Below are 25,455 nucleotides of genomic sequence, written 5' to 3'. Positions count from 1 at the left end.
GTGCGGTCAAGAGGGTGTCTAGTTCGGTCGTCACAACCCGATGCTGGACACCCTCCCCGCGTCCGTGAACCCCGCAATCGGAACTAATCGTCTAGGGGGAATGGAGGCGGGTCCCCGAGGGGGCAGGGCAGGGGCAGGGGAGGACGTACGGGAATGGGGGGCCGCGAGTGGTCCCGGGGGCGCCGGTGGGGTGGGCCGCGTAGCGCCGTCCACCGGCCCATGAGGCATCGGATCGTCGTCGTCCGACGCCTCACGGGCGGGGGCCCGGCTGCGGTTACGGGGGGATACCGGCCGGCACCCAGGGGCCGGCCCACCGGTGCACACCGTCGTCGGCACGCACCGACGGACGAACGCATCGGCATCGCCGACTCGGCCCTGGCACCCCAGACCGTAGCGGGGCGCGGGCGGCGGCATGATCCATTCTGCGCAGCCGGTATCCGGATCACGCTGCGCGTTCGGCGCCGGGGCGAGGGGCCGCCCCCCCCGTCTCACGGCCGCCCACGTCCGCCCCGCCCGCGTCACGGCGCGTGCAGCGTCTGCGAAGGCGTCTCCCCGAACCGCTCCCGGTAACTGCGCGCGAACCGCCCCAGATGGACGAACCCCCACCGGTACGCCACCTCGCCCACACTCACCTCGCCCGGCCCCGCCCGCCGCAGCTCGTCCCGTACGCGGCTCAGCCGTACGTCGCGCAGGTAGGCCATCGGGGACATGCCGACATGCCGGCGGAAGCCCTCCTGGAGCCAGCGCACGCTGACCCGCGCGACGGCGGCCAGCTCGGCGGTGTCGAAGGGGTGCTCGGGCCGCCCCTGGATGGCGTCCACCGCGCGCTTCACGGGCGCCGGGCGGTGGGACGGCGCCGCCGGGGCCGACGGCTGGGTCAGCTCCTCGCGGTGCGGGTGCTCGGCGGCCAGCAGCAGCCCGCTGAGCAGCGCTTCTTGCAGAGGCGCCGCCACCAGCGGCTGCTTCATCAGCTCGCCCGCGTCCTGGATGTCCCGTACGGCCGTCCGCACCAGCCGGGCCCAGCCGAGCCCCGGCCCGCGGGACACGTCGAAGTCCGGGGCGAAGCGCACCGGGGTACGGACGGGCCTGTCGAGCAGGTGTTCCAGATGCTGCTCCAGGTCCGCCGTACGGATCTTCACCGCCAGCACCCGGCAGCCGCCGCTCCACCGGTCGATGGTGGTGGCACCGTCCGGCTGGAACACTCCGGCCCGGTCCGGCGTGGTGGTCTGCGCCGCCCGCGCCCCCTGCCGCCACTGGATGGAGCCGCTCAGCGGCACGTCCACGTGGTACGTGCCCAGTTCGCCGAACCGCAGCCGCAGCTCGGCGCCGAACCCGACCTCACCGACGGTGACCGCGCCCAGCTGTACGACATCCAGGGACGCGTCCACGCCGTCGCCCCGGGACAGCCGGTCGATGTGGTTGGCGTGGAACGCCTCGGCGATCGCCCACCGTGCCTCGTCCAGGTCCGCCGTCCGCAGGGACAGCACAGAAGGAACGGACGGCACGGACGGGGTGGCGGCCCCCGGCTCCGCAGACATGTTCAGTACGACCCTCTCCCCCGGGCAGACAGAACCGTCCGTCCGGTCCCGGCTGCCTCACCTGCGCACGGGAGAAAGAATAGGTGCACCCTCCGGCGGGCCGACGGGGGTTGCCCGTGGCGGACGTGTCCGTGCACGGGACGTGTACGGCACGCCTACGGGACGCGCTGGGCGCCGCTCCGGGGGCGCGTACGGGTCAGCCGTCGGTGAAGGCGGTGGTGGAGAAGGTGGCCTGGGCCGTCGGGCCGGGGCCGGTGGGGGTGCCGGGGTGGATGGGGATGCGGTCCTGGGCGGGGGCGCCCGGTGCGGGGGCCTCCTGGGCCGGGGTGCGGCGGGTGAGGAGGACCAGGTCGGCGTGGCCGTCGCCGTCGAAGTCGGTGAGGGCCAGCACGGTGGTGTGCGCGGGGCCGGCGGGGTGCCGTGCCTGGGCCGCGGGGCGGCCGGGGCCGTCGGATGGAGCGGCCCCGAGGGGGCCGCAGCCGGTGAGGAGGGCCGCGGCGAGGGCGAGGACGACGGGCGGGCCGAGTCCTGAGCCGCTTTCTCGGCCGCCTGCCCGTCCGGGCCTTCGGTCGCGTCTTCGGCCGCGTACGGGCGTGCCTCGTCCTCGTCCGGACATGCGTCCACCGTGTCCTGTCCAGCCCCAAGAGGCCCAGTAGCACCGTCGGTCGGTGGTGATGGTGCAGGGCGGTCCCGGATGGCGCAATGGCGGGGACGGGACGCGACGGTGGCGATCAGGCCGACTTCGCCGCGCCCCGGGCCACCCGCTCGTACAGCTCCCGCGCCTCCTTGCCGAAGAGGACGGCCGTCGACTCGTCATCGGTGTCGCCGCCGCTCAGCACGCCGATCAGGCGGCCGGGGCGGCGGGCGTCGCGGTGGTCGGCGAGCCAGGGGCCGCCGCTGGTGCCGTCGTAGAAGCCGCCGCACTTCATCTCGACCATGTACGGCTCGTCGTCGTCGCGGCGGGTGTCCGTGGCGCAGGTGATCGGGCGGTTCGAGGGGTTGTGGGCCTCGTTGGGATAGCCGACGACGGTGACGTGCCGGCGCGGGCCCGAGGACCAGTCGGGGGAGGCCGCGCCGACGACCTCCTGTACGGAGCGGCCCTGCGCGTCCGGCTCCACGGTGAGGAAAGCGTAGTCACCCCGGTCGTCGTCCTCCTCGGTCCACGACTCGGGTACGTGGACGCCGCTGACCTTCCACTTCCCGTACGGGAACGTGCCCTCCCCGGCCCCGGAGAAGCGTGGCGCGAACTGGATGTCGCCGGTGACCGGGCCGGGCTCGTACCCGTCGGACGCGTCGTCGCCCTCGAAGTGGACGCAGTGCGCCGCGGTGGCGAGCATGTTGCCCTTCGGGCTGTCGATGACGCTCGCGGAGCAGTAGTGCTCGCCGCCGGCGATCAGCACGCCGACGAAGGGCAGGCCCTCGAAGGGCCGGGCGGCGGGCCGCGCGGGATCCGCCGCCTGCGACGCGCCGCCGCACCCGGTGAGCGCGACGAGTGCGGTGAGCGCGGCGGCCGTGGCGAGGGCGGCGGAAGCGGATCTCATGTACGGGACGGTACGTCGTGACGGGCCCGGTGCGTCGCGACGACTTCGGTACGTCGGGACGCACCCCGCACACACACCACGTCGAACATCGGGACGCACCCCGCACGCACGCCCGCGGCCGGCCCCGCCGAAGCGGGACCGGCCGCGGGCCGGGTGCGAAAAGGACCGGCTACTTCACCGGCTCCGGCTCCGGCGCGTCCGCCGCGGCCTCTTCGCCCGCCGGGTCGACCGGGGTCTTGACGGAGTCCAGCAGCAGCTGGGCCACGTCGACGACCTGGATGGACTCCTTCGCCTTGCCGTCGTTCTTCTTGCCGTTGACCGAGTCGGTCAGCATGACGAGGCAGAACGGGCAGGCGGTGGAGACGATGTCCGGGTTGAGGGACAGGGCCTCGTCGACGCGCTCGTTGTTGATGCGCTTGCCGATCCGCTCCTCCATCCACATGCGCGCGCCGCCCGCGCCGCAGCAGAAGCCGCGCTCCTTGTGGCGGTGCATCTCCTCGTTGCGCAGGCCGGGCACCTTGGCGATGATCTCGCGCGGCGGTGTGTAGACCTTGTTGTGGCGGCCCAGGTAGCAGGGGTCGTGGTACGTGATCAGACCCTCGACCGGGGTGACGGGGGTCAGCTTGCCCTCGTCGATCAGGTGCTGGAGCAGCTGGGTGTGGTGGATGACCTCGTACTCGCCGCCGAGCTGCGGGTACTCGTTGGCGATCGTGTTGAAGCAGTGCGGGCAGGTGGCGACGATCTTCTTCGCCGACTTGGGCTTCCGCGTCGCCGGGTCCTCGTCGTCCTCGCCGAAGGCCGCGTTGAGCGAGGCGACGTTCTCCGCGCCCAGCTGCTGGAACAGGAACTCGTTGCCCAGCCGGCGCGGCGAGTCACCGGTGCACTTCTCGTCGCCGCCCATGATCGCGAACTTCACGCCCGCGATGTGCAGCAGCTCGGCGAACGCCTTGGTGGTCTTCTTCGCGCGGTCCTCCAGGGCGCCCGCGCAGCCGACCCAGTACAGGTACTCGACCTCGGTGAGGTCCTCGACGTCCGCGCCGACGACCGGGACCTCGAAGTCGACCTCCTTGGTCCACGCCAGCCGCTGCTTCTTGGCGAGGCCCCAGGGGTTGCCCTTCTTCTCCAGGTTCTTCAGCATCGTGCCGGCCTCGCTGGGGAAGCTGGACTCGATCATGACCTGGTAGCGGCGCATGTCGACGATGTGGTCGATGTGCTCGATGTCGACCGGGCACTGCTCGACGCAGGCGCCGCAGGTGGTGCAGGACCACAGCACGTCCGGGTCGATGACGCCGTTCTCTTCCAGGGTGCCGACCAGCGGACGCTCGGCCTCGGCGAGCGCCGCCGCGGGCACGTCCTTGAGCTGGGCGGCGGTCGCCTTCTCGGCGCCCTCCTCGTCCTTGCCGCCGCCGGCGAGCAGGTACGGGGCCTTGGCGTGCGCGTGGTCGCGCAGCGCCATGATCAGCAGCTTCGGCGACAGCGGCTTGCCGGTGTTCCAGGCGGGGCACTGCGACTGGCAGCGGCCGCACTCGGTGCAGGTGGAGAAGTCGAGCAGGCCCTTCCAGGAGAAGTGCTCGATCTGGGAGACGCCGAACTGGTCGTCCTCGCCCGGGTCCTCGAAGTCGATCGGCTTGCCCGCGCTGGTCATCGGCTGCAGCGCGCCGAGCGCCACGTCACCGTCGGCCTCGCGCTTGAACCAGATGTTCGGGAAGGCCAGGAAGCGGTGCCAGGCCACGCCCATGTCGGTCTTCAGCGCGACCGTGATCATCCAGATGAAGGACGTCGCGATCTTCAGGGCGGCGAAGAAGTAGGTGAGGTTCTGGAGCGTCGAGACGTCCAGGCCCTCCAGCCACGAGACCACCGGGTACGAGATGAAGAACGAGGACTCGTAGCCGTCCACGTGGTGCTGGGCGCCCTCCAGCGCGTGCAGCATGAAGATGCAGACGCCGACGATCAGGATGACCGCCTCGACGAAGTACGCCTGGCCGAAGTTGGAGCCGGCGAAGCGGGACTTGCGGCCCGGCTTGCCGGGCTTGCTCAGCTGCCGGATGACGATCAGGGCCAGGATGCCGAGCACCGTCATCGTGCCGATGAACTCGACGAAGACGTTGTACGGCGCCCACTCGCCGATGACGGGCAGCAGCCAGTCGGCCTTGAAGAGCTGCCCGATGGCGTTGACGATCGTCAGCAGCAGCGAGAAGAAGCCCACCGCCACGAACCAGTGCGCCACGCCCACGACGCCCCAGCGGTTCATCCGGGTGTGGCCGAGGAACTCCTTGACCACCGTGACCGTGCGTTGCGTGGGGTCGTCGGTCCGGGTTCCGGCCGGCACGGGCTGACCGAGCCGCAGCTGGCGGACGATCTGCAGGATGGCACGGCCGAACAGTGCTACGCCGACCGCGATTAGGACCAGCGACACGATGATCGCGGCGAGTTGCATGGGTGGCTCCTCGGGCCTGCGAGTGCGGGGGTTACGGGGAATACTTTGAGGGGCTGCGCGTACGTACGAGGGGTACACGGAGTCCGCGGTTCAAGGACTACAGCGATTACTAGGCAGTAACTTTTCGGGTCTGCGCTGAGGTTACCCAGTATCCCGAGCGCCATGAAGCCGCCCGGCCGGTGATCTGTGTCGCGCAGGCAACCCTTTCCACCCCGGACCGCGTCCCCCGAAGCGGGGAGTGACGATAAGCCCGACATGAAAGTTGAGCGGGATCGGCTCAGGTCAATTGACAGGCTGGCGATGGTGCTGCACGCTTGAGCCTGTTCCACTCAAGTCACTGGAGGAATCGAAATGGCACGTGCGGTCGGCATCGACCTGGGCACGACGAACTCCGTCGTCAGTGTTCTCGAAGGCGGTGAGCCCACCGTCATCACCAACGCCGAGGGCGCCAGGACCACGCCGTCCGTCGTCGCCTTCGCCAAGAACGGCGAGGTGCTGGTCGGCGAGGTCGCGAAGCGCCAGGCGGTCACCAACGTCGACAGGACGATCCGTTCGGTCAAGCGCCACATGGGCACTGACTGGAAGGTCAACCTGGACGGCAAGGACTTCAACCCGCAGCAGATGAGCGCCTTCATCCTGCAGAAGCTCAAGCGGGACGCGGAGGCCTACCTCGGCGAGAAGGTCGCGGACGCGGTCATCACCGTTCCGGCCTACTTCAACGACTCCGAGCGCCAGGCCACCAAGGAGGCCGGCGAGATCGCGGGCCTGAACGTCCTGCGCATCGTCAACGAGCCCACCGCCGCGGCCCTGGCCTACGGCCTGGAGAAGGACGACCAGACCATCCTGGTCTTCGACCTCGGTGGCGGTACGTTCGACGTCTCGCTGCTGGAGATCGGCGACGGTGTCGTCGAGGTCAAGGCGACCAACGGTGACAACCACCTCGGTGGTGACGACTGGGACCAGCGCGTCGTCGACTACCTGGTCAAGCAGTTCAACAACGGCCACGGCGTCGACCTCTCCAAGGACAAGATGGCGCTCCAGCGCCTGCGCGAGGCCGCGGAGAAGGCGAAGATCGAGCTGTCCTCGTCCACCGAGACGACGATCAACCTGCCCTACATCACCGCCTCCGCCGAGGGCCCGCTGCACCTGGACGAGAAGCTCACCCGGGCGCAGTTCCAGCAGCTGACCCAGGACCTCCTGGAGCGCTGCAAGACCCCGTTCCACAACGTCATCAAGGACGCCGGCATTGAGCTGTCCGAGATCGACCACGTGGTCCTGGTCGGCGGCTCGACCCGGATGCCGGCCGTCGCCGAGCTCGTCAAGGAGCTGACCGGCGGCAAGGACGCCAACAAGGGCGTCAACCCGGACGAGGTCGTCGCCATCGGCGCGTCGCTGCAGGCCGGTGTCCTCAAGGGTGAGGTCAAGGACGTCCTCCTGCTGGACGTCACCCCGCTGTCCCTCGGTATCGAGACCAAGGGCGGCATCATGACCAAGCTCATCGAGCGGAACACGACGATCCCGACCAAGCGCTCGGAGATCTTCACCACCGCCGAGGACAACCAGCCCTCCGTGCAGATCCAGGTCTACCAGGGCGAGCGCGAGATCGCGGCGTACAACAAGAAGCTCGGCATGTTCGAGCTGACCGGTCTGCCCCCGGCCCCGCGCGGCGTGCCGCAGATCGAGGTCACCTTCGACATCGACGCGAACGGCATCATGCACGTCGCGGCGAAGGACCTCGGCACCGGCAAGGAGCAGAAGATGACCGTCACCGGCGGCTCCTCGCTGCCGAAGGACGAGGTCGACCGGATGCGCCAGGAGGCCGAGCAGTACGCCGACGAGGACCACCGCCGCCGCGAGGCCGCCGAGTCCCGCAACCAGGGCGAGCAGCTCGTCTACCAGACGGAGAAGTTCCTCAAGGACAACGAGGACAAGGTTCCCGCCGAGGTGAAGACCGAGGTCGAGACCGCCGTCGGTGAGCTGAAGGAGAAGCTCAAGGGCGAGGACACCGCCGAGATCCGCACCGCGACCGAGAAGGTCGCCGCGGTGAGCCAGAAGCTGGGACAGGCCATGTACGCCGACGCCCAGGGCGCCGGTGCGGCCGCGGGCGGTGCCGAGGGCGCCGCCGGTGCCGCGGGCGGCCAGCAGGCCAAGGCCGAGGACGATGTCGTGGACGCCGAGATCGTCGACGACGAGAAGCCGAAGAAGGACGGTGCCGCGTGACGGAGGAGACTCCGGGCTTCGAGGACAAGAAGCCCGACGTCCCCGCCGAAGCCGCACAGACCCCTGATGACGCGGCGCAGGCCGAGTCCGCCGACACGGCGGGCTCGGCCCCGGCCGGGGAAACGAACCAGGACGTAGCCGCCACGGCGCAGCTGGACCAGGTGCGTACCGCGCTCAACGAGCGCACCGCGGACCTCCAGCGGCTCCAGGCGGAGTACCAGAACTACCGTCGCCGGGTGGAGCGGGACCGGGTGTCGGTGAAGGAGGTCGCCGCGGCGAATCTGCTCACCGAGCTGCTGCCCGTCCTCGACGACATCGGGCGGGCCCGGGAGCACGGCGAGCTGGTCGGCGGCTTCAAGTCGGTGGCCGAGTCGCTGGAGACGGTGGCCGCGAAGCTGGGCCTCCAGCAGTTCGGCAAGGAGGGCGAGCCCTTCGACCCGACGATCCACGAGGCCCTGATGCACTCGTACGCTCCGGATGTCACGGAGACCACGTGCGTCGCCATCCTCCAGCCGGGGTATCGCATCGGTGAACGAACGATCCGCCCCGCGCGGGTCGCGGTCGCCGAGCCGCAGCCGGGCGCGCAGTCCGGCAAGGCCGCCTCGGAGGACGACGCCAAGGCTTCGGACGAGGAGAGCGGTGGCCCGGAGGAGGGCTGACGCGGCGGTACGGGAAGCAGTTCGGGAGGAGGGACGTCGGGGATGAACACCAAGGACTTCGTGGAGAAGGACTACTACAAGGTCCTCGGCGTCCCGAAGGACGCCACCGAGGCGGAGATCAAGAAGGCGTACCGCAAGCTGGCCCGGGAGTTCCACCCGGACGCCAACAAGGGGGACGCCAAGGCCGAGGAGCGCTTCAAGGAGATCTCCGAGGCCAACGACATCCTCGGTGACCCCAAGCGCCGCAAGGAGTACGACGAGGCGCGGGCGCTGTTCGGCAACGGCGGCTTCCGCGCCGGCCCCGGCGGCGCCGGTGGCGGATCGTTCAACTTCGACCTCGGTGACCTCTTCGGAGGCGGCGGTGCCCAGGGCGGCACGGCGGGCGGCGGCTTCGGCGGCGGGCTCGGCGATGTCTTCGGCGGGCTGTTCAACCGCGGTGGCGGCGGTACGCGTACGCAGCCGCGCCGCGGCCAGGACGTCGAGTCCGAGGTGACGCTCAGCTTCACCGAGGCGGCGGACGGGGCCACGGTCCCGCTGCGGATGTCCAGCCAGGCGCCCTGCAAGGCGTGTTCGGGCACCGGCGACAAGAACGGCACGCCGCGGGTGTGCCCGACCTGCGTCGGCACCGGACAGGTCAGCCGCGGCGGCGGTGGCGGCTTCTCGCTCACCGACCCGTGTGTGGACTGCAAGGGCCGCGGCCTGATCGCGGAGAACCCGTGCGACGTCTGCAAGGGCAGCGGCCGGGCGACCAGTTCGCGCACGATGCAGGTGCGCATCCCGGCGGGCGTCTCCGACGGGCAGCGCATCCGGCTGCGCGGCAAGGGCACCCCGGGCGAGCGCGGCGGCCCGAACGGCGACCTGTACGTCGTCGTGCACGTCGAGGCCCACCCGGTCTTCGGCCGCAAGGGCGACAACCTCACCGTCACCGTCCCGGTCACCTTCCCGGAGGCGGCGCTGGGCGGCGAGGTGCGGGTGCCGACACTCGGCGGCCCGCCGGTGACGCTCAAACTCCCGGCCGGGACCCCCAACGGACGTACGATGCGCGTGCGCGGCAAGGGCGCGTCGCGCAAGGACGGCACCCGTGGCGACCTGCTGGTCACCGTCGAGGTGCAGGTCCCCAAGGACCTCGGCGACACCGCACGGGAGTCGCTGGAGTCCTACCGCGAGGCGACCGCGGGTGAGGACCCGCGGGCGGAGCTGTTCCAGGCCGCGAAGGGAGCTTGAGTCGGATGGATGGCCGGGGCGGGCGTCGGAACCCGTATGAACTGACCGAAGAGTCGCCGGTGTACGTCATTTCCGTCGCGGCCCAGCTCTCGGGCCTGCATCCGCAGACGCTGCGTCAGTACGACCGCCTGGGGCTGGTCTCGCCCGACCGTACGGCAGGGCGCGGCCGGCGCTATTCGGCCCGGGACATCGAACTGCTCCGGGAAGTGCAGCGGTTGTCGCAGGACGAGGGCATCAACCTCGCCGGCATCAAGCGCATCATCGAGCTGGAGAACCAGGTCACGGCCCTGCGCCAGCGGGTCGCCGAACTCCAGCACGCGGTCGAGGGCGCGGCCGCCGCCATCCAGCAGCGGGAGGCGGCGGTGCACGCCTCGTACCGCCGGGACCTGGTGCCCTATCAGGATGTCCAGCAGGCCGGCGCGCTGGTCGTGTGGCGTCCGAGGAAGCGGTCCGAATAGCGGCCGTCAGATCGTTCGAAGGCCGGGGCCGGGGTGCGCACGCATCCCGGCCCCGGCCTTCGCCGTGTGCCCTGGGCTTCGGGCGGTGTGCTCAGCAGCCGTTGTAGCCGGCCGTCGGCATGGACAGGCGGCGGTGGACGTGGGATTTCATGGCGGTGGTGTAGACCGGCTCGTCGTAGTCGGCGATCTCCAGCCGGACGCCGGCGGCGGCGCACCGGGCGGTGAACTCGTCGGCCGAGGCGATGGCGTTCTCCAGGGCGCGGCGGTTGGCGGCGACGAACACGTCGACCAGCCCGGCCTCCACGTCCTGCCACAGCGCGGTGTGGTCGGCGCGCAGCTGGTGCACGCTGAGCCGGCAGGTCAGGTGGTAGGCGCGGGCCTGTGCCCACTGGGCGCACATGGCGTGCTGGCTGCGGTCGTCCACCAGGAACGGGTCGTCGTCCAGCCCCGACAGCGGCATGAGGCAGGCGATCGCCGTCACTCGGACCGAGTTCATCGTGCCCCCCGGGACGTGGCGAGTGTGGGGGTGACGATACCGCCGCGCGAGCGGCGGGGTGGAGGGGCGGTGCCGGGCGGCGAGGCGTATCCGCACGCGTGGCAGATCTTCCAGCCGTCCTGGTTGACGGCGAGCTGTCCGCCGCACCGGGGGCACAGTTCGGCGCGGGCGGGGGCCGGTCGGACACCGGTACGGGAACTGATCGGTTCGGGGCGTGATCCAGGCGCCATGCGCTCTCCTGCTGCCGTGATGCGTTCGCGAAGCTCCGTATCGCGAACGGGTGTCTCCGCAATCGGCATAGCAGGGCAGCCGGAGCAGCGGAGCCCCGGCGTCCGGATCCGGCCAGGTACGGACCTGGCCGGCCGGTGGTCAGGCCCGGCCCAGCGCCTTGGTCACGGTGATCTCGATCATCACCCGGTCCGGCTTGGGGGTCGGGGTGCGTCCGTACCGCTCGGCGTAGCGCCGTACCGCGTCCGCCACCACGTCCGCGTCCGTACGGATACGGGCGACGCCCTCCAGGGTGGCCCACCGCCTGCCGAGCATCTGGCACACCGCGACCCGGGCGCCGTCCGGGCCGCCCGCGAGGACGTGTCCGACCTTGCTGCTGTCCTTACGGGTGATCACGCGGGCGATGCGCTGGTTCGCGTCGAAGGTGACACCGACCGGGACGACGTGCGGCGTGCCGTCGGGGCGCAGGGTGGTCAGCGTGCACAGGAGGTGCTCGCTCCAGAAGGCGAGGTACTCGGGGCTGAGGTCATCCAGGTCGTGGGCCATGACCGGAAGAGTAATTGGGGTTCCTGTGGGGGTGTCGTGCGGAGGGGCTGCAAAGGGACAGCGCGCACGGCGTGGAGGAGTCGTGAAGGTGCCGTGAAACCTCCGTACGCCCTGCTGGCGGGCCACGGGACGCGGGCGGGCGCACGACGGTGGCGGCCGGCCCGGATCGGGACGACGGAGGCAGGTCGGGCGGCGGCTGCAGCGGTACGCCGACGGCCGTACGGCGATGCGGAGAGCGCCTCCGGGGCGATTGCGTGCGACCGGCATGGCATGGTCCGGGCCGTCCGGTGCACCCGTAGAAGGGCCGGAAGACACCGTAGAGTCCCCCAGAACCGCGTTGAGTGGAATAGACTCAACTTATCGGACGTTGAGCTGAGCAGGTTTCGCTGCCGGACCACGGCACCGATCACGCACACGAGCACAAGGAGGAGCGCGCGAGTGGACGCCGAGCTGACCAACAAGAGCCGGGAGGCGCTGAGCGCCGCCAACGAGCGGGCGGTGACGGCGGGACACGCGGACATGACCCCCGTGCATCTGCTGCTCGCGCTGCTCACCGGCACCGACAACGAGAACGTCCTGGACCTGCTGGCGGCCGTCGAGGCGGACGCCGCCACGCTGCGCTCCGGCGCCGAGCGCCAGCTGGCCGCACTGCCCAGCGTCCAGGGTTCCACGGTCGCCCCGCCGCAGCCCGACCGCGACACGCTGGCCGTCATCGCCGACGCCGCGCAGCGCGCGAAGGAGCTGGGCGACGACTTCATCTCCACCGAGCACCTCCTCATCGGCATCGCCGCCAAGGGCGGCCGCACCGGCGAACTGCTGGCCCAGCAGGGCGCCACGGCCAAGAAGCTGCTGAGCGCCTTCGAGGACAGCCGGGGCGGCCGGCGGGTGACCAACCCGGACCCGGAGGGCACGTACAAGGCGCTGGAGAAGTTCGGCACGGACTTCACGGCGGCCGCGCGCGAGGGCAAACTGGACCCGGTCATCGGCCGTGACCAGGAGATCCGCCGCGTGGTGCAGGTGCTCTCGCGGCGCACGAAGAACAACCCGGTGCTGATCGGCGAGCCCGGCGTCGGCAAGACCGCCGTCGTCGAGGGCCTGGCGCAGCGGATAGTGAAGGGCGACGTTCCCGAGTCGCTGCGCGACAAGCGGCTGGTGGCGCTGGACCTGGGTGCGATGGTCGCGGGCGCGAAGTACCGCGGCGAGTTCGAGGAGCGCCTCAAGACCGTACTGGCGGAGATCAAGTCCAGCGACGGCCAGATCATCACCTTCATCGACGAGCTGCACACGGTCGTCGGCACCGGCGCCGGCGGCGACTCCGCCATGGACGCGGGCAACATGCTCAAGCCGATGCTGGCCCGCGGCGAGCTGCGCATGGTCGGCGCCACGACCCTGGACGAGTACCGCGAGCGCATCGAGAAGGACCCGGCGCTGGAGCGGCGCTTCCAGCAGGTGCTGGTCGCCGAGCCGACCGTCGAGGACACGGTCGCGATCCTGCGCGGGCTCAAGGGCCGCTACGAGGCGCACCACAAGGTGCAGATCGCGGACTCCGCGCTGGTCGCCGCCGCCACCCTCTCCGACCGCTACATCACCTCCCGCTTCCTGCCCGACAAGGCCATCGACCTCGTCGACGAGGCGGCCTCCCGCCTCCGTATGGAGATCGACTCCTCGCCCGTGGAGATCGACGAACTCCAGCGCTCCGTCGACCGGCTGCGCATGGAGGAGCTGGCCCTCAAGAACGAGACCGACGCCGGTTCCGTCCAGCGCCTGGAGAAGCTGCGCAAGGACCTCGCCGACAAGGAGGAGGAGCTGCGCGGCCTGACCGCCCGCTGGGAGAAGGAGAAGCAGGGCCTCAACCGCCTCGGCGAGCTGAAGGAGAAGCTGGACGAGCTGCGCGGCCAGGCCGAGCGCGCCCAGCGCGACGGCGACTTCGACACCGCATCCAAGCTGCTGTACGGAGAGATCCCGGGCCTGGAGCGGGAGCTGGAGGAGGCCGCGGCGGCCGAGGCCGAGCAGGAGGCGACCAAGGACGCCAAGTCCTCCATGGTCAAGGAGGAGGTCGGCCCGGACGACATCGCGGACGTGGTCGGCTCCTGGACCGGCATCCCCGCCGGGCGCCTGCTGGAGGGCGAGACGCAGAAGCTGCTGCGCATGGAGGATGAGCTGGGCAAGCGCCTGATCGGCCAGACCGAGGCCGTACGAGCGGTGTCCGACGCGGTGCGCCGTACCCGCGCCGGCATCGCCGACCCGGACCGCCCCACCGGCTCCTTCCTCTTCCTCGGCCCGACCGGCGTCGGCAAGACCGAACTGGCCAAGGCGCTCGCCGACTTCCTCTTCGACGACGAGCGGGCGATGGTCCGCATCGACATGAGCGAGTACGGCGAGAAGCACAGCGTGGCCCGCCTGGTCGGCGCCCCGCCCGGCTACGTCGGTTACGAGGAGGGCGGCCAGCTCACCGAGGCGGTCCGCCGCCGCCCGTACAGCGTCGTGCTGCTGGACGAGGTGGAGAAGGCGCACCACGAGGTCTTCGACGTGCTCCTCCAGGTCCTCGACGACGGCCGGCTCACCGACGGCCAGGGCCGCACGGTCGACTTCCGCAACACGATCCTGATCCTGACCTCCAACCTGGGCTCGAACTTCCTGATGGACCCCCTCCTGAAGGAGGACCAGAAGAAGGAGAAGGTGCTGGAGACGGTCCGGACGTCCTTCCGGCCGGAATTCCTGAACCGGCTGGACGACCTGGTGGTCTTCCACCCGCTCGGCACCGACCAGCTCCAGCGCATCGCGGGCATCCAGCTCGGCCACCTGCAGCGCCGGCTCGCCGACCGCAGGCTGACGCTGGACGTCACCGACCGCGCCCTGACCTGGCTCGCCTGGCTCGGCCAGGAGCCGGCCCTGGACCGGCCGCAGGACGCGCCGGATCTGTCGTACGGCGCCCGCCCGCTGCGCCGCCTGGTGCAGACCGCGATCGGCGACCAGCTCGCCAAGGCGATCCTGTCGGGCGAGGTGCTGGACGGCGACACGGTACGGGTGGATGTCGCCGAGGACGGCAGGTCGCTGGTGGTCGGTCCCGTACGGTAAGCCGCACCGGACCGCCGGCACCGGGCCGTCACACCAGGCTCCCCGCCGCTTCTCCTCCCGCCGGGTCTTCAGCCCGCAGCGGAGCGGGGGCGGCGGGCTTGCCATGACGGGGCCGGGATGGGGGAGGATGGCGGGGACCATACGAAGGGAATTCCACGGTGAGCATCGACCCGTCCTCGATCCCGAATTTCGGGGGCCAGCCCGAACCGCAGCCGTCGGGGCCTGATGGTCCCGTCCTGCCCGACCAGGACCTGGTCAAGCAGCTCCTCGACCAGATGGAGCTGAAGTACGTAGTCGACGACGAGGGTGACCTCGCCGCCCCGTGGGAGCAGTTCCGCACGTACTTCATGTTCCGCGGCGAGGAGGAGCAGCAGATCTTCTCCGTCCGTACGTTCTACGACCGCCCGCACGGCATCGACGACAAGCCGAAGCTGCTGGAGGCGCTCGACGACTGGAACCGCCGGACGCTGTGGCCCAAGGCGTACACCCACACCCACGACGACGGTACGGTCCGGCTGATCGGCGAGGCGTCGATGCTGATCGGCACCGGCGTCGCCCTTGAGCACTTCGTTTCGAGCACGGTCAGCTGGGTCCGTGCGTCGATCGAGTTCGACAAGTGGATCGTCGAGCAGCTCGGCCTGGAGGCCGACGTCGAAGGTGAAGGCGACGAGAAGCCGGGTGACGAGGAGGCGTGAGCCCCCTGCCGTCAGCGGCGTCGCGGGCCCCGGAGCACATCGCTCCGGGGCCCGTCGCTGTTTCCGGCCGGTCCCTGTTCACAGCGGCAGAGGAGCCATGGCCAGCAGATATACGCCGTATCCGAGGGAGAGCACGGCCAGCGAGCCGGTGGCCAGGACGACGGAACGCGGCCGGGCGCGGGCCAGCGCCACCGCCGCCGGCACGAGCAGCGGGAAGGCCGGCAGCAGGAACCGCGGCTTGGAGGGGAAGTACCCGGTGCCGCCCAGCGCTATCGCCACCAGCACCGCCGCGTAGGCGAGCAGCGGCAGGGGCGGCCGGTCCAGCACCAGCAGGACGAGGAGCAGGACCGCCAGGGCGAGGACCGCGGCGGCCATGGGGTGCACCAGCGGCCCGTCGTGCAGGAACAGCCGCTTCACGGACCGCAGCGTGTCCCGGCCGAAGTCGAAACGCGAACCCCAGATCTCCTGCACCCGGAAGTAGCCGCGCGGCCCGGCGCCGGTGAACGCCCCCACCCACAGGACGTACCCGAGCCAGCCGGCGGGGGCGAGGAGGGCGGCCGCCCAGTAGGGCCAGAGCGGGCGGTCCCGCCGGGGTAGGGGGCCGCCGCGATCGCGCCCGCGCCGCCAGGTCCGGACGGCCGCCGCGATCATGACCGCGACGGCGACCGCGAGACCGTTCGGCCGGGACAGCCCGGCCGCCAGCGCCAGCGCGCCGGCCCACAGCGGCCGGTCGGTGAGCAGGGCGTACAGCGCCCAGGCGGCCAGGGCGGTGAGCAGCGGTTCCGTATAGCTCAGCGACTCGATGACGGCGTGCGGCAGCAGGGCCCACAGCACCACGAGAAACGTTCCGGCACGCCGCCCGTACAGATGCGCGCCGACCGCGAAGATTCCCCAGGCGGCCACGGCGGCGGCCGTCCACGCCAGCAGCAGCCCGGCAGTGAGCGCGCCCACCGGCAGGACGGCGGACACACCGCGGATCAGTCCGGGATACAGAGGGAAAAAGGCCAGGTCGGCGAAGTGGTCCGGCGGCCACATATGGTGCGGCGCCGGAGATCCGTAGCCGTACTGGGCCACGCCCAGATACCAGTTGGAGTCCCAGGTGGCGCCGAGCAGACTGCGCGGGTGGCGGCCGGTGTGCCACGCCCAGAGCGCCGTGCACAGGACGCCCGCGAAGCGGACGGCCGCGAACAGCGCGAGGGCGGGCGCCGCGCGGCGCAGGGCGGCCCGGACATGAACCCGTACGGAACCGGGCCGTATGCCCGCGGCGGCTGCGGTGCCGACGGTCTCGGCGGTCACGGAACACCTCCGGTACGCGCGCGGCGGTCACACACCAGGCCCCCGCGCGCCCGGCGCACCCCGACACCACGACTCTCGGCGCCACCCGCCCGCCACGCGACCCCGGTAGGCCGACCGGGTGGCGGGCGGGGGCGCGCGACGGGGGCGTGTGGTCAGAGGGCGCGGAGGCGGTCGACTGCTTCCCGGAGGACCTTCTCCTGCTTGCAGAACGCGAACCGGACGTACGGCGCGCCCTGGTCCTGGTGGTCGTAGAAGACCGCGTTGGGGATGGCCACGACACCGGCGCGCTCCGGGAGGGCGCGGCAGAAGGCGAAACCGTCCTCCTCGCCGAGGGGGCGGATGTCGGTGGTGACGAAATACGTCCCGGACGGGCGGAAGACGCGGAACCCGGCGGCGGCGAGGCCGTCGGCCAGCAGGTCGCGCTTGGCCCGCAGGTCGTCCCGCAGCCCGGTGAAGTAGCTGTCGGGCAGGGCCAGCGCCTCGGCGACCGCGTACTGGAACGGTCCGGCGGAGACGTACGTGAGGAACTGCTTGGCGGAACGGACCGCGCTGACCAGCTCCGGGCTCGCGGTGACCCAGCCGACCTTCCAGCCGGTGAAGGAGAAGGTCTTGCCCGCCGAGCCGATGGTGACGGTGCGTTCGCGCATTCCGGGCAGGGACGCCAGCGGGATGTGCTCGCCTTCGTAGACGAGGTGTTCGTACACCTCGTCGGTGATCACCAGAAGGTCGCGTTCGCAGGCGAGGCGGGTGATCTCGGTGAGTTCGGCGCGGTCGAGGACGGTGCCGGTGGGGTTGTGGGGGGTGTTGAGGAGGATGAGGCGGGTGCGGTCGGTGACGGCGTCCCGCAGCTCGTCGAGATCGAGGGCGTACGTGCCGTCCTCGGCGGACGGGCGCAGCGTCACCGGGACGCGGGTGCCGCCCGCCATCGCGATGCACGCGGCGTACGAGTCGTAGTACGGCTCCAGCGCGATCACCTCGTCACCGGGCTCCAGGAGGGCGAGCAGCGAGGCGGCGATGGCCTCGGTGGCGCCCGCGGTGACCAGGACCTCGGTGTCGGGGTCGTACTCCACGCCGAGACGACCGTAGAAACGGTGCTGGTGTCCGGCGACGGCGGTGCGCAGTTCGGGGACGCCGGGGCCCGGCGGGTACTGGTTGCCGCGACCGTCGCGCAGCGCGCGGACCGCCGCCTCCCTGACCTCCTCCGGTCCGTCGGTATCGGGGAAGCCCTGTCCCAGGTTGATCGATCCGGTGCGTACGGCGAGCGCGGACATCTCGGCGAAGATCGTCGTACCGAACTCGGCGAGGCGGCGGTTGAGCAGCGGTCGTGGCATGCCCGCCATCCTCCGCCGAACCTCTGGACTTCCTCAACTGTGCTTTGCGCCCGGCAGGGCACGGGCATGAGCCCCGAACCGCCGACACGGCGCACAACCGTGCGGCCCGAAAGCGTCCGCCGGAACCGGAGTGGATCAGCGCGGACCGGAGAGGGATCGAAGGACACGACACGTACGACAGCGCCTCGGCCGGACCGCGGGACACCGCGGCGGCCGGAGCGGGTGCCTCGCTACGGGGGACGGAAAGGAGTGTGGGGCGACGATGGGTTTTGTGGTCTTCCTCGTGATCTGTGTGGTGGTCGCGGCCCTGGTGGCCACGGCGGCGCAGAGCCGCGACGGCGGCAGCCGCCGCAGCCTCGGCAGGCGCCGGCACGACGGCACCGGCTGGTGGGTGGCCGGTGATCCGGGCGTGGGCGGCGGACACCACCACGGCCACTCCTGCGGCGGGATCTCCTGCGGTGGCGGGGGAGGACACCACTCGTCGTCCTGCGGTGGGGGCGGCGGGGGTTGTGGTGGGGGCGGGGGCAGTTCCTGAGGGGCGGTTCTCGATGGTCCGGGGGCGCGGTTCGCCGGGGTCCGGGGGTGGCTGCGGGAGCGTTGCTGCCCCGTACACATGCATCGGGCCCATGCAGGCCCGCATATGCGTCCAGCAGGGTCAACGCCCGCTGAGGTGTGGGTTGTTGAACAACTGAACTGAGTGGCCCTCTGAGGGATGGAAACCCGGCGAAGGTGGGTAAAAACGCTGTGGGCCCCGCTCGTTTCATGATTCCCTCTCCCTAGAGAATCCCAGTTCTCGGACCCCACGTGGGCACGAGCCGGCAGACCGTCGTAACCCTGATCCCGTCTCCGGGGCAGGCCGGCCCACCATCCACTGCGTGCTTGCGGAGCCGACCCATGCTCACGACTCTGAAAACGGCCTACACCGATACCCGCGCATCCGACCTGGCCTGGGCGCTCGGCCGGGAGCCGTTGCCGGCCCTTGCCGTGCTCAACCTCCAACTTGCCGACGCGCACGTGCAGTTGAGACTACTCGGGGCGTCCCACCAGGTACTCCTTGAGGAGGAACGCGGCACCTGCTCCGAGACCGTCGCCTGCATACCCGGCAGCAGCACACCGCTCCCGCTGGGTGTGGCGAAACGCATCGGCGACTGGGAGTACGAATTCGCCGCCCATGTCGAGACCCTCTCGCAGGGCTCGTTCGCCGGGCGTGCCCAGGAACTGCTCGCCCTGGTCGCCGAACACCCGCACGGCCTTGCCGGAACGTTCCCGGGCTCGCCGCACGCGTTCACCGCGATGCTGGCACAGCGCGAGGAAGGCCAGGTGCGCTGGCGCACCTGGCACGCCTACCCGCAGGAAGGGCGGCTGGTCGCGACGCGTACGCGGGTGGGGGTCCGGATGGCGGTGGCGCTCTGAACGGCGAGGGCCCGTACCTCGAACAGCAATGCTGTGAACGGTGGCGAACTCCGCGGGCGCTCTTACTGGCTCGCGGGGCCGGGGGCGTGCCCGTAGTGCTCCAAGTCGCCCGTGTGAGACGCCCACTACGCTCGTGTGGGTGACATAGGGCCATCCCATCGTCACGTAGCGTTGCACGACATGATCGACCCGCCTGATCCAGTCCTCCGCGGTTCGCCCGTGCCGCCCGAGACCAGGAGTCCGGCGCGACTGCCCGTCCCCGCCGGGCTCGGCCGGCTGCTCGTCCTGGCCACGGTCTTCGTCTGCGCCGCCTGCGGCCTCGTCTACGAACTCGAACTGGTCGCCCTCGCCTCCTACCTGACCGGCGACTCGGTCACCCTGGCGTCCGTCGTGCTGTCCGTCATGGTCTTCGCGATGGGCGTCGGATCGCTGCTCGCCAAGCGGCTGCGCTGCCGGGCGGCCGTCGGCTTCGGCGCGCTGGAGGCGGTCCTCGCGCTCGTGGGCGGCTTCTCCGCGATGGCGCTCTACGCCTGCTACGCCTGGTTCGGCCAGTCCCGCTCCGCCCTGGTCGCCTTCTCGCTGGCCATCGGAATGCTCATCGGCGCCGAGGTGCCGCTGCTGATGACCCTCATCCAGCGGGTGCGCCGCCAGGACGCGGGAGGCGCGGTGGCGGACCTGTTCGCGGCCGACTACGTGGGCGCCCTGGTCGGCGGTCTGGCCTTCCCCTTCCTGCTGCTGCCGGTGCTGGGCCAGGTCACCGGCGTCCTGCTCACCGGCTCGGTCAACGCGGTGGCCGGCGGCGGGCTGGTGCTCTGGCTCTTCCGCAACGACCTGTCCGTACGGGCCCGCCGGCTGCTGATCGTCACGAACGTGCTGGTGCTGGCGCTGCTCGCCGCCGGGACGGTGCTGGTGCCGCCCTTCGAGCGGGCCGCGCGGGACGCGGTGTACGGATCGGCGGCGCGGGTCGCGGTCCGCACCGGTGTCCAGGAAGTGGTGATCACGGGCGGGACGGGTCCGGCCGCGACGGGCGACCACGTGGACAGCTCGGGCCGGGGCGCGTCCCAGCGGCGGCGGCCCGTGCCGGGGGACGGGAAGGGCGGCGCCGCGGCCGGGAAGGCCGGCGGGCCGCTCGGGCTCTACCTGGACGGGCGGCTGCGGGCCAGTGCGGACGACGATGTCCCGTACCACGAAGGGCTGGTCCACCCGGCCATGGCCGGCGGCCCGCACCGCCGGGTCCTGGTGCTCGGCGGCGGCGACGGGCTGGCTGCCCGGGAGGTGCTGCGCCACCCCGGCGTGACGGACGTGACGATCGTCGAAGCCGACCCGGGCGTGGCACGGCTGGCCCGTACGGACCCGGGACTGTCCGCGCTCAACAGGCACGCGCTGGACGATCCGCGGATCAGGGTGGTCGCGGGAGACATGTTCGAGTGGCTGCGGCGGGGCGGCGCCGCGCCCCGGAACGGCGGCCCGTACGACGTCGTCATCGCGGATCTCCCCGGCCCCGGGAGCACGGCCACCGCCAAGCTCTACTCGCAGGAGTTCTACGGCCTGGTGGTCCGCGCACTGGCCGAGGGCGGCCGGCTGGCGGTGCACGCCGGTGAGCCCGTGTCCCGGCCGCACACGTTCTGGACGGTCGACGCGACCGTACGGGCCGCCGGCTTCAGCACCGTCCCGTACCGCATCCCCGGCCGGCTCCCGTCCCGCGCCGCCGTGCCGGAACGCTCCTGCGGACCGGACCGCGCCACCGCAGACCGCCCGGCCACCGCCCGCCCGGTCTGCGGCTGGGGCTTCCTCCTCGCCGCCCGCCGGACGCCCCGCCTGACCCTGCCCCCGGACGCCCCCGCCCTGCGCTCGCTGACCCGCGCCGGTCTCCGCTCGGCCGCCCGCTCCCTCACCCACGGCCGCCTCCGCGACCTGCCGCCGTCCACGCTGATGCATCCACGGCACCTGGACTGACCGGACGCCGGACCGTGCGAATTCGAACAGCGCGGACACCCGTCAAGGGGTCCCCGCGGTGGCGGGAAAGGAATTAGGCTCCCATGCCATGGAGCACGAGGTGTACGTTCCGTTTCCCGTCGAGACCGTGCGGCAGGCGCTCACCGAGCCGGAGCGGGTGGCGCGCTGCATCCCCGGATGCCAACTCGACGCCGACGCGGACCCCGGCACCCCCGGCGGGCGGCTGCGGCTGCGCATCGGGAGTTCCACCATCACCTACCGCGGCACGCTGACCGTCACCGTCCGCGGCGCCGACACGGTCACGGTCGAGGCGAGCGGAATGGAGTCGCGGGGCGACGGCTCCGCCGAGCTGTCCCTCACCGTGCGGCTCGCCGCCGGGACCGAAGATGCCGCCGGGTCCGGGGACGGCGTCGGCACGGTCATGAGCTGCGCCGGTACGGTCACCAGCACGGGCCGCCTCGCGGAGGCCACCGGCCAGGCGGCCGAGTCCGCCGGGCGCCGCGTCCTGGACCGCTTCGCCGCCAACCTCGCGGCGGACCTCACCGACAATCCGCCGGACGTCCGCGACAGCGCCGTACCGGCCGCGCCCGCCACCCCCGCGGCCCTCTTCGACCCCGAGGTCCCGCCGCCTTCGCTCGACCCGCTCGCCGACGCCGACGACAAGGACGGCACCGCGCCCGCCGAGGCCGCGCACGCGCGGCGCACGATGATCGGACGCAGCGCCGAAGAGGTCGACCACGCGCCGCCGCGCGGCCGCTACGCGCCCGTACCCGCCCCGCAGTCGGCGACCACCTCCGCCACCCTGCGCTGGGTGGCACCGGCCGCGGCCCTCGCGCTCGCGTCGGCCGTCGTGGTGGGCCGGGTGCTGCGGCGGCGCCGCTGAGGGCGGCAGGCGGTCCGGGCGGGCCCAGCGGCTCCCCGTTAGGGTCGGACCGTGAGTGACAACGACACGCGAAACGCCGCGCAGGGACAGGTGCGGCTGGCCGCCGGCGACACCGAGCTGACCGTGGACCCGGCCAACGGCTGCCGGCTCGCAAGCCTGCGCATCGGCGGTACGGAACTGCTCCGGCAGGGCGCCAAGTACGGCTCCTTCCCGATGGTGCCGTGGTGCGGCCGCATCGAGAACGGGCGCTTCCGCAACGGCGGCGAGACGCACCAGATGCCGGTCAATTCCGCGCCGCACGCGATCCACGGCACCGGCCGCAACGTCGCCTGGACGACGGCACGCGCGGACGCCACCGCCGCCGCGTTCACCTACGACCTGCTCGACCCGGACGCCGTCTCCTGGCCGTACCCGGGCCGCGTCACCCAACTGGTCGAGCTGGCCGAGGACGGCGGCTCGCTCACCCTGACCATGGGCGTCGAGGCGAGCGCCGACTCGTTCCCGGCCCAGGCCGGCTGGCACCCGTGGTTCCTGCGCAGCCTGGGCGGGGACGGCCGGCAGAGCGAGGACGTACGGGTCGGCTTCACCGCCGCCTGGCAAGAGGAGCGGGGCGAGGACCACCTGCCCACCGGCCGCCGGATCGACCCGAAGCCCGGCCCCTGGGACGACTGCTTCGGTATGCCGGACGGCGTGGACGTCACCCTCACCTGGCCGGGCCGGCTGGAGCTGAAGGTCACCAGCGGCGCCGAGTGGGTGGTGGTCTACGACGAGCAGGAGGAGGCGGTCTGCGTGGAGCCGCAGTCCGGTCCGCCGAACGGCCTCAACACGCTGCCGCGCCTGGTCACGCCCATCGACCCGCTGGAGATCTCCACCACGTGGACGTGGCGCACCCTGTCCTGACTCCCGACCCGGCCACCGGTGTCCGGCCGGGGCCCGGCACACGTTCTAAGCTCATGCGCATGACTGACGACGTACGCGGCGATCTGCTGCAGCAGATCAAGGACAAGGCCGTGGTGCACGGCAAGGTGACGCTCTCCTCCGGCAAGGAGGCCGATTACTACATCGACCTGCGCCGGATCACCCTCGACGGTGCGGCCGCGCCCCTGGTCGGGCAGCTGATGCTGGACATCACCGCCGACCTGGACTACGACGCGGTCGGCGGGCTCACGCTCGGCGCCGACCCGGTCGCGGCCTCGATGCTGCACGCCGCCGCGGCGCGCGGCCGTCGGCTGGACGCGTTCGTCGTACGCAAGGCACAGAAGACGCACGGCATGCAGCGGCGGATCGAGGGGCCGGACATCAAGGGCCGCCGGGTCCTGGTGGTCGAGGACACCTCCACCACCGGCGGCTCCCCGCTGACCGCCGTCGAGGCGGCGCGCGAGGCGGGCGCGGAGGTGGTCGCGGTCGCCACGATCGTGGACCGCGGGGCGGAGACGGCGATCGCCGACGCGGGGCTGCCGTACCTCACCGGATACCGGCTCGGGGACCTCGGTCTCGCCTGAGCCTTTGTCGGTGTCCTCGCGCTGACCAGCGCTTATCGCAAACGGGTGGTCGGTTTCACGTGAAACCGGCCACCCCTTTGTGTGCGGCTGGCGTGTACGGGATGTGGAGCAAACCGCCGAGTCTGGGAAGATGAGCCACGGCGATGTCGTCGCCCCCTGGTCAGGGCCCAGAACGCACACCCGCACATCACAAGGAGCGGACAGATGCCCATCGCAACTCCCGAGGTCTACAACGAGATGCTGGACCGGGCGAAGGCAGGCAAGTTCGCCTACCCGGCCATCAACGTGACCTCGACGCAGACTCTGCACGCAGCGCTGCGTGGTTTCGCCGAGGCCGAGAGCGACGGCATCGTCCAGATTTCCACCGGTGGTGCGGAGTTCCTGGGCGGCCAGCACAACAAGGACATGGTGACCGGCGCGGTCGCGCTGGCGGAGTTCGCGCACATCGTCGCCGAGAAGTACGACATCAACGTCGCGCTGCACACCGACCACTGCCCCAAGGACAAGCTGGACGGCTACGTCCGCCCGCTGCTGGCCGTCTCCGAGCAGCGCGTGGCCAAGGGCCAGAACCCGCTGTTCCAGTCCCACATGTGGGACGGCTCGGCCGAGACCCTGGCGGACAACCTGTCCGTCGCCCAGGAGCTGCTGGCGCAGGCCGCCGCCGCGAAGATCATCCTTGAGGTCGAGATCACCCCGACCGGTGGCGAGGAGGACGGCGTCACCCACGAGATCAACGACGAGCTGTACACCACCGTCGACGACGCGCTGCGCACCGCCGAGGCGCTGGGCCTGGGCGACAAGGGCCGCTACCTGCTCGCCGCCTCGTTCGGCAACGTGCACGGCGTGTACAAGCCGGGCAACGTCGTGCTCCGCCCCGAGCTCCTCAAGGACCTCCAGGAAGGCGTGGGCGCCAAGTACGGCAAGTCCTCGCCGTTCGACTTCGTCTTCCACGGCGGCTCGGGCTCCACGGCCGAGGAGATCGCCACGGCGCTGGAGAACGGCGTCGTGAAGATGAACCTGGACACGGACACGCAGTACGCGTTCACGCGGCCGATCGCGGACCACATGTTCCGCAACTACGACGGCGTCCTGAAGGTCGACGGCGACGTCGGCAACAAGAAGACCTACGACCCGCGCAGCTGGGGCAAGCTGGCCGAGGCGGGCATGGCGAAGCGGATCACGGAGGCTTGCGCGAATCTCCGGTCCACCGGCACCAAGATCAAGTAGCCGGTAGCTTCGACAGCGTCGACATGGCCCCGCGTTCGTATGGAGCGCGGGGTTCGGCTTTTCCGCCGTGGTGGTTGCGGTTCAGGTGTCGTCAAGCGCCACCCGAGCCGGACAGCCCCCAAGGGGGAACCCACAAACCGGGCCCGCGCCCCCTGCGGCATCACTTCGGCTGGCCCCTCCGGGAAGATGGAGCCATGGCCATTCACGAGAACCTCCTCGGGGGACCGCCCCCGACCGAACTGCCCGATGACCCCGAGCCCCGCGAGCTCCTCGCGTCGGGGGCCGCGCCGACGGACGTCGCGGCGAAGTATCCGACCTCTTCGCTGGCCTGGGCGCAGCTTGCGGATGACGCGTTCCAGGCGGGGCGTACGGTCGAGTCGTACGCGTACGCCCGTACGGGTTACCACCGCGGTCTGGACTCGCTGCGCCGGGCCGGCTGGAAGGGGCACGGGCCGGTGCCGTTCGAGCACGAGCCCAACCGGGGTTTCCTGCGCGCCCTGCACGCTCTCGCCCGTGCGGCGCAGGCGATCGGTGAGCAGGAGGAGTACGAGCGCTGCACGTCGTTCCTGCGGGATTCGTCGCCGACGGCGGCGGACACGCTGTCGTAGGGCGCTGAGCTGCGCTTCCGGCTGAGGCCGGAGACGTCACGGGCCGGTCGCGCGTGCGCGGCCGGCCCCTTGCGCGCCTTCGGCGGACCACGGATGATGCCAGTGGGCCGGAAGATTCC

23 protein-coding genes are annotated in these 25,455 nt (G+C 71.5%); 14 read left to right on the top strand and 9 right to left on the bottom strand.

Annotated features, from left to right (window positions below; translation table 11 throughout):
• Positions 1-518: 518 nt before the first annotated feature.
• The 4 genes from ACZ53K_RS35020 to ACZ53K_RS35005 all read right to left on the bottom strand — a co-directional run bounded on the left by ACZ53K_RS35020 (position 519) and on the right by ACZ53K_RS35005 (position 5,516).
• Positions 519-1,538, bottom strand: a complete 1,020-nt coding sequence (locus tag ACZ53K_RS35020; protein ID WP_468844852.1) for an AraC family transcriptional regulator — start codon at positions 1,536-1,538, stop codon at positions 519-521.
• A gap of 196 nt (positions 1,539-1,734) precedes the next feature.
• Complete coding sequence (locus tag ACZ53K_RS35015) at positions 1,735-2,154, bottom strand: hypothetical protein (protein ID WP_468844849.1); 420 nt, start codon at positions 2,152-2,154, stop codon at positions 1,735-1,737.
• A 115-nt stretch (positions 2,155-2,269) separates the two neighbouring features.
• Positions 2,270-3,079 (bottom strand): trypsin-like serine peptidase, encoded by an 810-nt coding sequence (locus tag ACZ53K_RS35010; protein WP_468844846.1) that lies wholly within the window; start codon positions 3,077-3,079, stop codon positions 2,270-2,272.
• Positions 3,080-3,248: 169 nt separating this feature from the next.
• Complete coding sequence (locus ACZ53K_RS35005; protein ID WP_468844843.1) at positions 3,249-5,516, bottom strand: (Fe-S)-binding protein; 2,268 nt, start codon at positions 5,514-5,516, stop codon at positions 3,249-3,251.
• A gap of 351 nt (positions 5,517-5,867) precedes the next feature.
• On the opposite strand from ACZ53K_RS35005, the gene dnaK reads away from it, so the two are divergent.
• The 4 genes from dnaK to ACZ53K_RS34985 are packed head-to-tail and all read left to right on the top strand — an operon-like array spanning position 5,868 to position 10,077.
• Complete coding sequence (gene dnaK / locus ACZ53K_RS35000; protein ID WP_468844841.1) at positions 5,868-7,736, top strand: molecular chaperone DnaK; 1,869 nt, start codon at positions 5,868-5,870, stop codon at positions 7,734-7,736.
• Positions 7,733-8,395, top strand: a complete 663-nt coding sequence (gene grpE / locus ACZ53K_RS34995) for a nucleotide exchange factor GrpE (protein ID WP_468844838.1) — start codon at positions 7,733-7,735, stop codon at positions 8,393-8,395. Before dnaK ends, grpE begins: the two co-directional genes overlap by 4 nt.
• 42 nt (positions 8,396-8,437) lie before the next feature.
• Positions 8,438-9,619, top strand: a complete 1,182-nt coding sequence (gene dnaJ, locus ACZ53K_RS34990) for a molecular chaperone DnaJ (protein ID WP_468844836.1) — start codon at positions 8,438-8,440, stop codon at positions 9,617-9,619.
• A gap of 5 nt (positions 9,620-9,624) precedes the next feature.
• Complete coding sequence (locus tag ACZ53K_RS34985; protein ID WP_468844833.1) at positions 9,625-10,077, top strand: heat shock protein transcriptional repressor HspR; 453 nt, start codon at positions 9,625-9,627, stop codon at positions 10,075-10,077.
• A gap of 91 nt (positions 10,078-10,168) precedes the next feature.
• Here the strand turns inward: ACZ53K_RS34985 and ACZ53K_RS34980 are convergent, their stop codons facing one another.
• From ACZ53K_RS34980 to ACZ53K_RS34970, 3 genes are all read right to left on the bottom strand, one after another.
• Positions 10,169-10,573, bottom strand: coding sequence for a hypothetical protein (locus ACZ53K_RS34980; protein WP_468844830.1), 405 nt, complete (start codon positions 10,571-10,573; stop codon positions 10,169-10,171).
• A complete protein-coding gene (locus tag ACZ53K_RS34975) occupies positions 10,570-10,803 on the bottom strand; it encodes a hypothetical protein (RefSeq protein ID WP_468844827.1) in 234 nt (77 codons plus the stop codon). The genes ACZ53K_RS34980 and ACZ53K_RS34975 overlap by 4 nt, the downstream gene beginning before the upstream one ends.
• 139 nt (positions 10,804-10,942) lie before the next feature.
• Positions 10,943-11,347 (bottom strand): pyridoxamine 5'-phosphate oxidase family protein, encoded by a 405-nt coding sequence (locus ACZ53K_RS34970; RefSeq protein WP_468844824.1) that lies wholly within the window; start codon positions 11,345-11,347, stop codon positions 10,943-10,945.
• A 438-nt stretch (positions 11,348-11,785) separates the two neighbouring features.
• Between ACZ53K_RS34970 and clpB the strand changes: the two genes are divergently transcribed.
• Positions 11,786-14,425 (top strand): ATP-dependent chaperone ClpB, encoded by a 2,640-nt coding sequence (gene clpB / locus ACZ53K_RS34965; protein WP_468844822.1) that lies wholly within the window; start codon positions 11,786-11,788, stop codon positions 14,423-14,425.
• A gap of 158 nt (positions 14,426-14,583) precedes the next feature.
• The gene (locus ACZ53K_RS34960) at positions 14,584-15,120 is read left to right on the top strand and encodes a YbjN domain-containing protein (RefSeq protein WP_468844820.1); all 537 of its coding nucleotides are present in this window, start codon (positions 14,584-14,586) and stop codon (positions 15,118-15,120) included.
• A gap of 78 nt (positions 15,121-15,198) precedes the next feature.
• Here ACZ53K_RS34960 and ACZ53K_RS34955 read toward each other — a convergent pair whose 3' ends face one another.
• Together ACZ53K_RS34955 and ACZ53K_RS34950 are read right to left on the bottom strand one after the other, a co-directional pair.
• Complete coding sequence (locus tag ACZ53K_RS34955) at positions 15,199-16,416, bottom strand: hypothetical protein (RefSeq protein WP_468844817.1); 1,218 nt, start codon at positions 16,414-16,416, stop codon at positions 15,199-15,201.
• A 152-nt stretch (positions 16,417-16,568) separates the two neighbouring features.
• Positions 16,569-17,747 (bottom strand): pyridoxal phosphate-dependent aminotransferase, encoded by a 1,179-nt coding sequence (locus ACZ53K_RS34950; RefSeq protein WP_468844815.1) that lies wholly within the window; start codon positions 17,745-17,747, stop codon positions 16,569-16,571.
• 262 nt (positions 17,748-18,009) lie between these two features.
• On the opposite strand from ACZ53K_RS34950, the gene ACZ53K_RS34945 reads away from it, so the two are divergent.
• The 8 genes from ACZ53K_RS34945 to ACZ53K_RS34910 all read left to right on the top strand — a co-directional run bounded on the left by ACZ53K_RS34945 (position 18,010) and on the right by ACZ53K_RS34910 (position 25,336).
• Positions 18,010-18,282 carry a hypothetical protein gene (locus ACZ53K_RS34945; protein WP_468844813.1) on the top strand — a complete coding sequence of 91 codons (273 nt, stop codon included), beginning with the start codon at positions 18,010-18,012 and terminating at the stop codon, positions 18,280-18,282.
• Between the two features lie 359 nt (positions 18,283-18,641).
• On the top strand, positions 18,642-19,160 hold the full coding sequence (locus ACZ53K_RS34940) for a DUF2617 family protein (protein ID WP_468844810.1): 519 nt from the start codon (positions 18,642-18,644) through the stop codon (positions 19,158-19,160).
• Between the two features lie 180 nt (positions 19,161-19,340).
• Positions 19,341-21,116 carry a spermidine synthase gene (locus ACZ53K_RS34935; RefSeq protein ID WP_468844807.1) on the top strand — a complete coding sequence of 592 codons (1,776 nt, stop codon included), beginning with the start codon at positions 19,341-19,343 and terminating at the stop codon, positions 21,114-21,116.
• Positions 21,117-21,204: 88 nt separating this feature from the next.
• Complete coding sequence (locus ACZ53K_RS34930; RefSeq protein WP_468844804.1) at positions 21,205-21,999, top strand: SRPBCC domain-containing protein; 795 nt, start codon at positions 21,205-21,207, stop codon at positions 21,997-21,999.
• A gap of 51 nt (positions 22,000-22,050) precedes the next feature.
• Positions 22,051-22,899: an aldose epimerase family protein gene (locus ACZ53K_RS34925; RefSeq protein WP_468844801.1), complete on the top strand. Its 849-nt coding sequence runs from the start codon at positions 22,051-22,053 to the stop codon at positions 22,897-22,899.
• A gap of 59 nt (positions 22,900-22,958) precedes the next feature.
• Positions 22,959-23,501, top strand: coding sequence for an orotate phosphoribosyltransferase (gene pyrE / locus ACZ53K_RS34920; protein ID WP_468844798.1), 543 nt, complete (start codon positions 22,959-22,961; stop codon positions 23,499-23,501).
• Positions 23,502-23,705: 204 nt separating this feature from the next.
• Positions 23,706-24,728, top strand: coding sequence for a class II fructose-bisphosphate aldolase (gene fbaA, locus ACZ53K_RS34915; RefSeq protein ID WP_468844795.1), 1,023 nt, complete (start codon positions 23,706-23,708; stop codon positions 24,726-24,728).
• Between the two features lie 194 nt (positions 24,729-24,922).
• Entirely contained in the window at positions 24,923-25,336 is a 414-nt protein-coding gene (locus tag ACZ53K_RS34910; RefSeq protein WP_468844793.1) for a DUF3151 domain-containing protein, read from the top strand.
• Positions 25,337-25,455 lie beyond the last annotated feature (119 nt).

It is taken from the genome of Streptomyces sp. NPDC033221, from assembly GCF_055577005.1.
The sequence above is the reverse complement of the archived record's forward strand: the minus strand, read 5'-3'. Positions and strand labels throughout refer to the sequence as shown.

Excerpts from the sequence above, each read along its gene's own strand:
- ACZ53K_RS35020 (WP_468844852.1), bottom strand. The coding sequence starts at position 1,538 with ATGTCTGCGGAGCCGGGGGCCGCCACCCCGTCCGTGCCGTCCGTTCCT.
- ACZ53K_RS35015 (WP_468844849.1), bottom strand. The coding sequence starts at position 2,154 with ATGTCCGGACGAGGACGAGGCACGCCCGTACGCGGCCGAAGACGCGAC.
- ACZ53K_RS35010 (WP_468844846.1), bottom strand. The coding sequence starts at position 3,079 with ATGAGATCCGCTTCCGCCGCCCTCGCCACGGCCGCCGCGCTCACCGCA.
- ACZ53K_RS35005 (WP_468844843.1), bottom strand. The coding sequence starts at position 5,516 with ATGCAACTCGCCGCGATCATCGTGTCGCTGGTCCTAATCGCGGTCGGC.
- dnaK (WP_468844841.1), top strand. The coding sequence starts at position 5,868 with ATGGCACGTGCGGTCGGCATCGACCTGGGCACGACGAACTCCGTCGTC.
- dnaJ (WP_468844836.1), top strand. The coding sequence starts at position 8,438 with ATGAACACCAAGGACTTCGTGGAGAAGGACTACTACAAGGTCCTCGGC.
- ACZ53K_RS34985 (WP_468844833.1), top strand. The coding sequence starts at position 9,625 with ATGGATGGCCGGGGCGGGCGTCGGAACCCGTATGAACTGACCGAAGAG.
- ACZ53K_RS34980 (WP_468844830.1), bottom strand. The coding sequence starts at position 10,573 with ATGAACTCGGTCCGAGTGACGGCGATCGCCTGCCTCATGCCGCTGTCG.
- ACZ53K_RS34975 (WP_468844827.1), bottom strand. The coding sequence starts at position 10,803 with ATGGCGCCTGGATCACGCCCCGAACCGATCAGTTCCCGTACCGGTGTC.
- ACZ53K_RS34970 (WP_468844824.1), bottom strand. The coding sequence starts at position 11,347 with ATGGCCCACGACCTGGATGACCTCAGCCCCGAGTACCTCGCCTTCTGG.
- ACZ53K_RS34950 (WP_468844815.1), bottom strand. The coding sequence starts at position 17,747 with ATGCCACGACCGCTGCTCAACCGCCGCCTCGCCGAGTTCGGTACGACG.
- ACZ53K_RS34945 (WP_468844813.1), top strand. The coding sequence starts at position 18,010 with ATGGGTTTTGTGGTCTTCCTCGTGATCTGTGTGGTGGTCGCGGCCCTG.
- ACZ53K_RS34940 (WP_468844810.1), top strand. The coding sequence starts at position 18,642 with ATGCTCACGACTCTGAAAACGGCCTACACCGATACCCGCGCATCCGAC.
- ACZ53K_RS34935 (WP_468844807.1), top strand. The coding sequence starts at position 19,341 with ATGATCGACCCGCCTGATCCAGTCCTCCGCGGTTCGCCCGTGCCGCCC.
- ACZ53K_RS34930 (WP_468844804.1), top strand. The coding sequence starts at position 21,205 with ATGGAGCACGAGGTGTACGTTCCGTTTCCCGTCGAGACCGTGCGGCAG.
- pyrE (WP_468844798.1), top strand. The coding sequence starts at position 22,959 with ATGACTGACGACGTACGCGGCGATCTGCTGCAGCAGATCAAGGACAAG.
- fbaA (WP_468844795.1), top strand. The coding sequence starts at position 23,706 with ATGCCCATCGCAACTCCCGAGGTCTACAACGAGATGCTGGACCGGGCG.
- ACZ53K_RS34910 (WP_468844793.1), top strand. The coding sequence starts at position 24,923 with ATGGCCATTCACGAGAACCTCCTCGGGGGACCGCCCCCGACCGAACTG.